General features: G+C 42.0%; 9 protein-coding genes. All 9 read left to right on the forward strand.

Translation table 11 applies throughout. The features are described 5' to 3' along the window. A partial coding sequence (locus tag K1X56_09445; protein MBX7094935.1) for a PorP/SprF family type IX secretion system membrane protein occupies positions 1–798 on the forward strand: 798 nt, incomplete at its 5' end. A gap of 78 nt (positions 799–876) precedes the next feature. Continuing rightward, on the forward strand, positions 877–2,826 hold the full coding sequence (locus K1X56_09450; GenBank protein MBX7094936.1) for an SUMF1/EgtB/PvdO family nonheme iron enzyme: 1,950 nt from the start codon (positions 877–879) through the stop codon (positions 2,824–2,826). A 104-nt stretch (positions 2,827–2,930) separates the two neighbouring features. Next, a complete protein-coding gene (locus K1X56_09455; GenBank protein ID MBX7094937.1) occupies positions 2,931–3,383 on the forward strand; it encodes a MarR family transcriptional regulator in 453 nt (150 codons plus the stop codon). A 30-nt stretch (positions 3,384–3,413) separates the two neighbouring features. After that, positions 3,414–5,459 (forward strand): phenylacetic acid degradation bifunctional protein PaaZ, encoded by a 2,046-nt coding sequence (paaZ, locus tag K1X56_09460; protein MBX7094938.1) that lies wholly within the window; start codon positions 3,414–3,416, stop codon positions 5,457–5,459. Positions 5,460–5,887: 428 nt separating this feature from the next. Beyond that, on the forward strand, positions 5,888–6,226 hold the full coding sequence (locus K1X56_09465; GenBank protein ID MBX7094939.1) for an antibiotic biosynthesis monooxygenase: 339 nt from the start codon (positions 5,888–5,890) through the stop codon (positions 6,224–6,226). Between the two features lie 47 nt (positions 6,227–6,273). Continuing rightward, positions 6,274–7,047, forward strand: coding sequence for an enoyl-CoA hydratase/isomerase family protein (locus tag K1X56_09470; GenBank protein MBX7094940.1), 774 nt, complete (start codon positions 6,274–6,276; stop codon positions 7,045–7,047). A gap of 33 nt (positions 7,048–7,080) precedes the next feature. Then, the gene (locus K1X56_09475) at positions 7,081–8,757 is read left to right on the forward strand and encodes a DUF349 domain-containing protein (GenBank protein ID MBX7094941.1); all 1,677 of its coding nucleotides are present in this window, start codon (positions 7,081–7,083) and stop codon (positions 8,755–8,757) included. Positions 8,758–9,063: 306 nt separating this feature from the next. Beyond that, on the forward strand, positions 9,064–11,130 hold the full coding sequence (locus K1X56_09480; protein MBX7094942.1) for a tungsten formylmethanofuran dehydrogenase: 2,067 nt from the start codon (positions 9,064–9,066) through the stop codon (positions 11,128–11,130). A 33-nt stretch (positions 11,131–11,163) separates the two neighbouring features. Then, the gene (locus tag K1X56_09485; GenBank protein MBX7094943.1) at positions 11,164–12,447 is read left to right on the forward strand and encodes a T9SS type A sorting domain-containing protein; all 1,284 of its coding nucleotides are present in this window, start codon (positions 11,164–11,166) and stop codon (positions 12,445–12,447) included. The last annotated feature ends 40 nt before the right edge of the window (positions 12,448–12,487 follow it).

Below are 12,487 nucleotides of genomic sequence, written 5' to 3' on the forward strand. Positions count from 1 at the left end.
CAATGGCCGGCGCTTTCGGGTACTTTCGTTACCACTTCTGCTTCTTACGATCAGCATGTGGAATCGATTTACGGTGGTATTGGATTATTAGTGACCAACGACAAAGCCGGTGAAGGAACCCTGAATACAACTACTGTTTCCGGAATTTATGCTTATCAATTAAAACTCGGTAGAAAATTCTCTTTACGTTTCGGTGTACAGGCTACTTATTTCCAAAAATCGCTCGACTGGAGCAAGCTCACCTTTGGTGATATGATTGACCCTCGTCGCGGTTTCGTTTACCAAACCGGAGATGTACCACGCGGAGGATCGGTTGGTAATGTTGACTTCTCTGCAGGTGTTCTCGGTTTCTCCGAAAATTTTTACATCGGATTTTCTGCGCATCACTTAACTGAACCGAATGAATCATTAGTTACAGGAAACAGTCCGCTGCCCATGAAAATTTCTGGTCACGCCGGTGCAGTTATTCCTTTAAACAACAATAAATACTCTACCAACGAAGCAACGATTTCGCCGAATATCATGTATCGTTCGCAAGGCACCTTCCAGCAATTGAATATGGGATTGTACATCAATACCAAAAACATTGTGTTTGGAGCATGGTACAGAAATAAAGACGCATTTATTGCATTAATAGGTATCCAGACCGATGTGGTTAAAATCGGATATTCCTATGATGTAACCATATCGAAATTGACCAATGCATCGGGTGGATCTCATGAAATTTCCATGGGAATCAACATTCCGTGTAAACCTAAAAAGCGGAGTTTCAGAACGATAAGCTGTCCTTCGTTTTAATTTGACAAAAATTTGTAACCAAAGAAGTAACATCTACTTATAAAGTAAAATTCAGCAGGAATATTAATTAAGGAGAAAATGATGAAGCAGACGAGTTTAAGATGGTTTGGAGTTGCAGTAGCAGCGACTCTTTTTGTCTCTTCTTGTAAGTATGAAACCTCCCCTGTTACCGGATGGGATTATAACAATCCGGATAATGGTGGTTATCAAAGGGTTCCTTACGAAGAGCAGGAAACCGGTCCAGGTTTGATCCTCGTGGAGGGAGGAACATTCACTATGGGACGTATCGAGCAGGATGTGGTTCATGACTGGAACAATGTTCCCCGTCGTGTTACTGTATCATCCTTCTATCTGGATGAAACTGAAGTAACCAACTTCAACTGGTGCGAATACTTGTACTGGTTGAAACGTGTTTATACAGAGTTCGGTCAGATTTACATCAATGCATTACCTGATACATTGGTATGGCGTGAAAAACTGGCTTACAATGAACCATATGTAGAATATTACCTGCGCCACCCGGCTTACCGCGATTATCCGGTGGTTGGTGTTAGCTGGTTACAGGCAAATGAGTTCTGCGCATGGAGAACTGACCGTGTAAACGAATATATTTTGATTCGCGAAGGCGTATTGAACTGGGATGCTACCCAGCCTAACGATCCATTTACTACAGATGAGTATTTGAGTCAGCCTGGTGGTGTAGCACACTCCAATGGTGTTGAAAATTTATTGGTTGACCTTAACAAGCAACAAAATCCGGGACCAGGTAAAAAAGGTAAAAAAGCCTTAGGCCGTCGTCACGTTCGTATGGAAGATGGTATTCTTCTTCCACGCTACCGCCTGCCAACTGAGGCTGAGTGGGAATACGCTGCTTATGGTCTGATCGGTAACTCTATCGAAGAACGCGTTGTAGAACGTCGCTTATATCCTTGGAATGGTCACTGGGTACGTAACCCGGAGGCTAAATGGCAAGGTGAAATGTTAGCTAACTTCGTTCGCGGACGTGGTGACTATATGGGTGTTGCCGGTAAACTGAACGATGCTGCTGACATTACTGCTCCGGTAACTTCTTACTGGCCTAACGATTACGGTCTGTATAACATGGGTGGTAACGTATCTGAGTGGGTAATGGATGTTTATCGTCCTTTAACTTCTGAAGATGCAGACGAATTCCGTCCATTCCGCGGTTCTGTTTTCAAAACCAAAGTGCTTAACTCAGAAGGTATTGTTGACAACAAACACGAAGAAACCATTTATGATATCGATGCTATGCGCATTTATCTGGATTCATTCCGTGTTGCCCGCAGAAATGCAGATCGTTTAACCATGGAAGAAGATTCATTAATGGGCTTCCTGATTGACATCGTGGACTCAGCGATCACCGTTAAAAACAGCTTCCGTGCATCTTACAAATACAAGCACAACCCTGTTCGTGAAAACGAGCAAATGATTCAGGCTTCTATTATCATCCGTGAGATCTTCGACGCTGCTTTAGTTGACTTTGAAACCAATCTTCAGGATTCTGATCCGAAATATGAAAACTATCAAATCGAAATCATTCCGGTGATTCGTGTTAAGATGGCAGATTTCGTGATTAACACTCCGGGTAATATCAAATGGAGAGAAGTTACTGAAGAGGAAAATCTGGATCGCAGAAACTATCGCAAATCAGACAATATCGACTATTTAGATGGTGATATCGCTTCTTCTCAGTTGTACAACAACTCGAAAGAAATCGAAAACATCAACACCGACAAACGCTGGCAGGAAAACATCATGTACCAAAACCGTTTCGAAGGTGTAAATCGTCACGATAACTCTTCTACTCCAACCACGTTAGTAAGTAACCGCACACGCGTTTACAAAGGTGGTAGCTGGAGAGACCGTGCCTACTGGATGAACCCTGGTACTCGTCGCTACCTCGATGAGCGTCGCGCTACGGCTACCATCGGATTCCGTTGTGCAATGGATCGCCTTGGAAGTCCAATCGGATTAGGCGGCAAGAAAAAGAAGAAAAAGAAAAAATAATCCAACATAAAAAGCCCTCCCCGCGGAGGGCTTTTTTATTTAAGGAAATTATGATTTGTATCAACAATTGATACGACCGTAAAGATCTTTTGTATTTTTACATCATGAAGATTGAAGATGAAATCAAGCAAAAGAAATTCGCGTCCGAATTTCATAAAGCACAGGTAAATATTTTGTTTACCTCATCGTGGCTGGGAGCACAAATGATGCACATTCTTAAACCTCACGGCATTTCCTCCCAACAGTTTAATATCATGCGGATTTTAAGAGGACAATATCCTAATCCTGCACCATTAAAATTATTGACCGAGCGCATGATCGACCGGATGTCGAACACATCACGTCTGGTGGAAAAACTGGTACAGAAAAAACTGGTGGAACGAAAAGTATGTAAGGACAACCGCCGGCAGATTGATATCGTGCTCACCGAAAAAGGAATGACACTGATTAACCTTGTTTCGGAAGATGTAGACAAATACTTTAAAAAAGTACAAATCATCACCAATGAAGAAGCGAAAGAATTAAATCGTATTCTTGATAAACTTAGAGGTGAATAATTGAAAGAATACCATACATAAAATCAGAAGATGAAACTTCAAAATTATATCAGCGGACAATGGGTAGCCGGAGAAGGCGACGGACAAGTTTTGTTTAATGCCATCACAGGTGAAGAAATTGCCACCGCATCCAGTAAGGGCATCGACTTTGCAGAAGTGCTTAATTACGGAAGAAAAGTAGGAAATCCCGCCTTACGTAAACTCACGTTTCAGGAACGCGGAAGAATGCTTAAAGCATTGGCGATGTACCTGATGGAACGCAAAGAAAATTATTATAAAGTTTCTGCTGCAACCGGAGCAACACGTGCCGACAGCTGGATTGATATTGAAGGAGGAATCGGTAATTTATTTGCCTATGCAAGTTTACGCCGCCAGTTTCCCAATGAAACCTTTTGTGTGGAAGGTGAAATAGCTAAACTTTCGAAAAACAACACATTTATTGGTCACCATATCTGCGTTCCCAAACGAGGAGTTGCTGTTCACATCAATGCATTTAATTTTCCGGTATGGGGCATGCTGGAAAAAGTTGCCGTTAATTTTTTAGCCGGTGTTCCTGCTGTAGTAAAACCCGCAACCGTTACTTCTTTTTTAACCGAGGCAGTAGTACGCGATATTATTGCATCCGGAATTCTACCGGAAGGCGCTTTACAATTGATCTGTGGCTCTGCAAATGGCATTATTGATCATGTAATTTCTCAGGATGTAGTCACCTTTACAGGCTCTGCCCACACCGGTAAAATGCTGAAATCTCACCCGCGTTTAATTGAAGAAGCAGTTCCATTCAATATGGAGGCCGATTCACTGAATGCAATGGTGCTGGGTGAAGATGTAAAACCGGGATCGGCTGAGTTTGATATTTTCATTAAGGAAGCCACACGCGAAATCACCATTAAAGCCGGACAAAAATGTACTGCCGTTCGTCGACTCATTGTTCCGGCTCCATTGATAGAAGATGTTCAGATTGCTCTCGGAAAACGTCTTGCTTCCACCGTAGTTGGTGATCCTTCCAAAGAAGGTGTTCGCATGGGCGCCTTGGCAGGAAAAACACAAGTGAAAGAGGTTCTGGAGAAAATTGATATTCTGAAAAAAACACAGGAAGTCGTGTTTGGCGATTTATCTGCATTCGAAGTGGTAGGTGCCGATAAAAACAAAGGCGCATTTTTACCTCCTGTTTTATTCCTGAATAAAGATCCGTTTAAAAATCAGGATTGCCACAATATTGAAGCGTTTGGACCTGTATCTACTATTATGCCCTACAAAGGCATAGAAGAGGCCATAGAACTCGCGCAATTGGGTAAAGGATCATTGGTAACCTCCATGATCACTGCCGACGACAGACTGGCCCGTGAATATGTATTAGGTGCTGCTCCATATCATGGACGTATTCTCATTTTAAACGAAAAATGTGCGAAGGAAAGTACCGGACATGGTTCGCCGATGCCCATGCTAACACATGGTGGTCCCGGTCGCGCTGGCGGCGGTGAGGAAATGGGTGGAAAGCGTGGCGTATTTCATTATCTGCAACGCACCGCCATTCAGGGTCACCCCACTACCCTTACCAACATCACCAATCAGTTTATGGTGGGATCGGAATACAAGGAAACTCCGGTACATCCTTTCCGTAAGCATTTTGAAGAATTGGAAATCGGAGAAACCGTATTTACGCATAAACACACCGTAACCGATGCGGATATTGTAAATTTTGCCAATGTAAGCGGCGATAATTTCTATGCGCACATGGATGCTACTTCTTTAGAAGGAACCATTTTCGAAAGAAGAGTAGCGCACGGCTATTTTGTACTTTCTAAAGCGGCCGGACTATTTGTAGATCCTAAAAAAGGACCGGTATTGTTAAACTATGGTCTCGATGAAGCTCGCTTTACCAAACCGGTTTATCCGGGAATGACAATCGCCGTAAAATTCACGGTGAAAGAAAAAATCGATCAGGAAAAACGAAATGAAGAAGATATCGCGAAAGGAATCGTGAAATTTCTGGTAGATGTATATGATGAAAGCGGAGAAACCGTCGCCATTGCCACCATTCTCACCATGGTGAAGAAGTTGGATCAGAATTAAATAAAAAACCGCCTCGCCAGGCGGTTTTTTTGTTTCTGACCAATTTCAGTTTTATCCATCATCATTTCTGATCTGCCTCATATTTTTCAATGTTGATGTGGGCGATGTTTGTATCGTAAAACTTACGCATATGAAACGTTCAACTATCGCATCAATCGTTATTCTGCTGATTATGATTTACCCTTTCAAATTGGCCTATTTAAGTACTGAAATTCATGGCATGGTTCCAATGGTAGGATTTCTGATCACCGTGTTTGGATTCCTTGCGATACTCACGATAAATTCTTTTGGTGGCAGTTCGAGAGAAACCCACTAATTGTCCGTTCTTTTATCCTCTCTTCTGGTTTTTGGTGTCAAGAGCTGCGGCGTCCCGTAGCTCTTGACTTTTTTATACAGGTACCATTTCGATTTTATCATTATTTTCGGCTATGGCATACTGGAAAAAACAACTCCCCAACCCACCCTATTATGCGGTGATTTTCATTTCAACCCGAAGTAATGAACTGGAAGGTTATGCGGAAATGGATGAATTAACCCTCCGTTTGGCCACTGAGAGTGAAGGTTTTATTGGCTATGAAAGCATTAAATCGGGCAATCAGGGCATTTTTATTTCGTATTGGGAAAATGAAGAAGCCATTGAGCGCTGGAAACATCACCCGGTACATTTGGAAGCCAAGCAAAAAGGATTTACCCTTTGGTACGAAAAATTCATTTCGCAGGTATGTTTGGTACAAAGTTCAAGAGAACACCTGTTGCAGGGGAAATAGGATGTTCTATTTGACTTAAAATCTTAATTTTGAACAAAACATTTTCAATGAGCACCATTACGGAACAAGGGCACGTAAAAACAAACGTTAACAACGGAATTGCGGAGGTGGAATTTTTTCACCCCATGAGTAATTCCATGCCCGGTAAACTTTTAAATCAATTGGCCGATACCATCACGGAGATCGGAAAAAATAAAGATGTAACCGTTATCATTTTACGTTCATCGGGAGATAAAGCGTTTTGTGCCGGTGCTTCATTTGATGAATTGATTTCGATTAAAGATTTTGAAACCGGAAAAAAATTCTTCTCCGGATTTGCCAACGTGATTAACGCCATGCGTAAATGTCCGAAATTTATTATTGGACGAATCCAGGGTAAAGCAGTTGGTGGTGGCGTTGGATTGGCTTCTTCGGTTGATTATTGTTTTGCTACTTCTGCTGCCTCTGTAAAATTATCGGAACTGGCAGTGGGAATTGGTCCATTCGTTGTTGGTCCCGCCGTTGAACGTAAACTCGGATTATCGGGGATGTCGGAATTGGCCATTAATGCTACGGAATGGCGTTCTGCCGAATGGGCAAAAACAAAAGGTTTATACAACGAGGTTTTTGAGAGCAGCGAACAAATGGATGCCGCTATTCAAACCCTCGCCGATCGTTTATCGAAATCCAACCCCGAGGCGATGTCGATGTTAAAATCGATTTTCTGGCAGGGAACTGAACATTGGGATGAGTTGCTGTATGAACGCGCCGGCATGAGCGGAAAATTAGTATTAAGTGAATTCACGGTGAATGCCATTAATTCATTTAAAGGAAAATCTTAATTAGTAAACGTCCATTTATAAAATACCTATACCATGAATTTTGCGGAGATCAAGTTGCGTTTGGAGGAATATTTAAAGCATCCGAGTTTTGAAGAAATCATGAATGATGCCGGAGATTTAATCCGGGATTTTCAACATCTCGTAGAAAAACATCCTGTACGTGCCGAAACCGGTGAAGAAGGAGAATATGATACGAGTTACGATTTCATTGAGGAAATCCGTGAAATGGTAAAGGACTACCGTGTTCGTCGTGAAGAACTGCGCAAGAATAAAACGGAATCTGAAAAATCGAACCTGAAAGAAAAACAAGCGATTCTTGCTGAGATTTTAAGGGTAATCAGCGAAGAAGAAAATATTTCGAAAGCCTATCAGCAATTCAACGATTTAAAAGATAAATGGAGAAACATTGGTTCTGTTCCTTCAGATAAACATCACGATATTCAACGCGAATTTTCCCGTCTCTCGGAATTGTTCTATTACAACATGAACATTTACAAAGAACTTCGCGAAAACGATCTCAAAAAAAATACGGGATCGAAAATGGAATTGGTGGATAAACTGATTGCTCTGGCCGAGAGTAACAGTCTGCGCGATCTGGAAGGTGGACTAAGAGCTGTTCAACGCGAGTGGGATCATACCGGTGCCGTGCTGAAAGAAAAATGGGAAGATATCCGGAATCAGTATTGGGATTTGGTGAAAAAAGTGGAAGATAAAATCCATTCACTTCGTGAAGAACGCGAGAAAAAACAAGAAGAATTTTTGGCCGCTAAACGTCGGTTAGTCGAAAAAGCCAAAGAAGTAGCAGCGCGGGAAAATACCAACCAGAAAGACTGGGAAAAACATACCGAGGAATTACTTGCTCTGCAAAATGAATGGAAGACCATTGGTTTTGCCGCGAAAGAAGAAAATGAAAAAATCTGGCAGGAATTCAGAAGTGTGTGTGATGGATTTTTCGCTTCGAAAAAAGAATTTTTCGGTGAACTGAAAAATGTTTTCGATGAGAACAAGAAGAAGAAACAAACGCTGATTGAAAAAGCGGAAAAATTAAAGGACAGCAATGATTGGAAGGAAGCCGGAAATCAACTGATTCAATTGCAAAAAGAATGGCAAAAAATCGGATCTGCCGGTAAAAAAGCAGAACATCCTTTATGGCTTCAATTCCGTGCTGCCTGCGATGCGTTTTTTAATCGCAAAAAAGAACATTTTGCAGCACAGGATTTAGCCCTGGAAGAAAATCTCCGCAAAAAAGAAGCATTCATTGCTTCATTAGCGAGCATGGAAATCACAGGCAGCGATGAAGAAAAAATCGCACGGTTAGGCGCTATCAGCAAAGAATTCTCTTCACTTGGCGAAATCCCCATGAAAGAAAGAGAACGCGTTTCTAAAAGCTTTAGAACTGCCCTGGAAGAGCTTTCACAGAAAATCAATATCGACCCCAACCTCAAGGAGACTACCTTATTGAAATCGAGAATTGCGGCATTGCAACAATCGGACAATGCGGAATATTTATTAGCGAAAGAAAAACAACAAATCCGCGATAAGATCAACCGCAATAATGAGGAGATCATTAAGCTGGAAAACAACATGGGATTCTTCGGTAATTCCAAAGGTGCCTCTGAAATGCTGAAGGATTATCAGGTTAAAATTGATGATTTGAAAAAGCAAAACGACAGCCTGAAAGAAAAACTAAAACTCTTTCCAAAAAAATAAAAAGATGCCGCCTCAGAGCGGCATTTTTTTTGAAGTTATCGCCTTCTTTCTATCAGAAATGTTGGAACCTCATTCATTCTTTATACCCAAAAATGCTCCCTTACAAATTGCATAGCAAAACATCTCTTTGGCAGAAAGCAAATTAGCGGAAATGGAGAAAAATAAAATTTCACAAAAGAAGGGAAATACCAATAAAAATTTCGATTTTAACCATAACCGTAAAACTTTATTCTTTCGTTTTTGTATATTGCAATAGAAACTTTTACGGTGATGAGCGAATTGACAACCAAACATGCGCCCGAAAAAATGGGTCAGATGGATCAGAAAACTTTGTTGAAGGCCTGGGAATTGATGTGCACGGCAAAAGCCATGGCTGAGTTGTATGAGAAGAATAAAGAAGTGACGGCAAAATATGTTCATGCGACTTCGCGTGGACATGAGGCTATTCAAATTGCGCTTGGATTGCAATTAAAAGCACAGGATTTTTTATCGGCCTATTACCGCGACGATTCCATGTTGTTATCCATTGGAATGACACCCTATGAATTGATGCTTCAACTATTGGGGAAACGCGACGATCCATTTTCCGGTGGTCGACATTACTACTCGCATCCTTCACTCCGCAGAGATCATATGCCGAAAATTCCCATGCAATCTTCCGCAACAGGTATGCAGGCGATTCCTACTACCGGCGTGGCCATGGGATTAAAATACAGAGAGCAAACCGGAATGGAACCGGATCGTGGTTTAGAAAATCCGATTGCTGTTTGTTCATTGGGAGATGCCTCCATCACCGAAGGTGAAGTAGCGGAAGCTTTTCAAATGGCAGTGCTAAAAAAATTACCGATTCTATATTTGATCCAGGATAATGAATGGGATATTTCTGCCAATGCAAAAGAAATTCGCGCACAGGAAGCCTGGGAATATGCACAGGGATTTAAAGGACTCGAAGTTCGTCGCGTTAACGGAAGTGATTTCGTTGAGTGTTATACCGTCATTCAGGAAGTTCTTGAACTCATCCGTAAAGAGCGACGTCCATTCATGATTCATGCAAAAGTTCCATTGCTCAATCACCACACGTCAGGTGTTCGGAAAGAATGGTACAGAGAAGATTTGGAAGAGCAAACGAAACGTGACCCATTTCCGTTTTTCAGAAATCAACTGTTGGAATCCGGAATTAGAGATGGTCAACTCAAAGAACTTGAAATTTTCGCTGAGCTGGAAGTCGAAAAACAATACAAACAAGCACTCGCTGCCGAAGATCCGCAGCCGGATGATATTTACAATGCCATCTTTGCTCCTACTCCAATTACAGAAGAAAAAGGGGAACGTTCTCCGAAAGGAAAACAAGCAACGGTGATGGTCGACTCTGCCCTATTTGCTATTCGCGAATTAATGAGCAAGCATAAAGAATGTTTGTTGTACGGACAGGATGTTGGTCACCGCTTAGGTGGTGTATTCCGCGAAGCTGCAACACTGGCACAGACATTCGGAAATGAACGCGTGTTTAATACACCGATACAGGAAGCATTTATTGTTGGATCTACAGTTGGAATGAGTGCAGTTGGATTAAAACCCATTGTTGAAGTTCAATTTGCAGATTATATCTGGCCGGGTTTAAATCAATTGTTCACCGAAGTTTCGCGCTCCAATTATTTATCGAACGGAAAATGGCCGGTGAGTATGATTTTACGTGTTCCCATTGGCGCTTACGGAAGCGGTGGTCCTTATCACTCTTCCAGTGTTGAATCGGTGGTATCGAATATTAAGGGAATTAAAGTGGCTTATCCTTCTACCGGAGCAGATTTAAAAGGTTTGATGAAATCGGCCTATTACGATCCGAATCCGGTAGTGATGCTTGAGCACAAAGGTTTATACTGGAGTAAGCTAAAAGGCACGGAAGAAGCACGTACCATTGAGCCGGATGAAGATTATGTCATTCCTTTTGGAAAAGGAAGAATGGTGCAGGAATCGGATAAAGATTTAGCAGCAAAAGGGGAAACCATGACCATTATTACCTATGGGATGGGTGTGTATTGGGCAAGAAACGCATGCAAGAATTTAGGTCTTACCGATAAAGTTGAAATTATTGACTTACGCACACTGGTTCCTTATGATGAGGAAATGGTGTTTGAATCGGTGAAGAAAAACGGAAGATGTATGGTGCTTACCGAAGAACCCATTACCAATTCATTTGCACAGGCCATTGCAGGAAAAATTTCGGAACAATGTTTTAGATTCCTCGATGCACCGGTCGTTGCAAAAGGAGCCATCGATTTACCGGCAATTCCATTGAACAGTACCCTGGAAGCAGCCATGTTGCCAACGGTACCCAAAGTGGAGAAATGGATTGAAGAAGTTCTACAGTATTGAAATTTTTTGCTACATTGAAGAAAACCTTCTTCGATGAAAAACATTCTACCCGCTGTATTCGCGTTTTTTTTCGCGGTACAATTTTCTCTTGCACAGAATTCCTATTGCGATTCGACCGGTAACGTAGTTATTTTCTCCAATTACGATGGCGGAATTTTAAACATCAATGTGGATGTGGACATTCCGAATTTAAAAATTGGAATTACTACTTACGAAGCCGCACAAATCAACATCAGCGGAACCTATGCCTCGAATGTTACCGAAGTTGTTTATGCCGGCTACATTGGCACGAATGATAATTGCGGACTCGGCGTAACCAGTGTCTCCATCAACGGTGCGGGAACTGCAACCACCAATATTCTTCAATATCCCGCTGCGACTATTAGTAATCCGAATGGCTACAATTATATCATTTGTGCCTATAGTTGCGACATCAACACCAATCAGGGAGGATGCAATACGGTGGACCAGATCAGCGGATTTTTTCTGAATCACTTCGGTGGATCATTGCTGATGCATCAAACCAATTACAATTGCTGGCAACCTGCCGTTACACGAAATATTTCTTCCGGTGGAAATTGTTGCATTACTCCTCCCCTTCCTCCCAATGCAAATTTTACAGCGAGCAACACCACCATTTGTGCCGGCGATTGTATTGACTTTACCGATCTCTCTGCCAACGCACCTACTATGTGGAACTGGTCCTTCCCCGGAGCATCCACTACTACGTCGGGCAACCAGGATCCAAGCGGAATTTGTTATCCCACTGCAGGAAATTATACGGTAACGCTCACTGCGGGGAATGGACAAGGCAGCAGCACGCACACAATGAATATCACTGTAAATGCAAATCCTTCTACTCCGGTCATCACTCAAAATGTTGGCGTATTATCCACCAGCGGCGGCATCAGCTACCAATGGTTCCTCAATGGAAATCCGATCTCGGGTGCGAATGCATCTTCTTACACGCCGACATCCAATGGAAGTTACACAGTTGAAATTAGCGATGCCAATGGTTGTACAAGTGTTTCATCTGCATTTGCGTTTAATAGTCTATCAGTAGATGAAAACGCCTGGAATGAAATCACCCTACAACCCAATCCGAGTCAAGGCTCGTTTAAAATTTCCGGTTGCAAAAATCTCTTACCTGAAAAGATTACCATTCTCAGCAGCGAAGGAAAACTGGTTTATTCGAAATCAATTCAATCAGAATCAGATTTAACCATTTTCAATTTTAACCTTGCTCCGGGAGTGTATTTTGTCGCCATGAAATTCGAAAGCGGGAACGCCGTGAAAAAACTTTTAATCACCGAGTGATAATAGGGTATTTTACGGATGGATTTTATCAGGATTAAAA

Source organism: Flavobacteriales bacterium, assembly GCA_019694795.1.
Lineage (GTDB): Bacteria > Bacteroidota > Bacteroidia > Flavobacteriales_D > UBA2798 > UBA2798.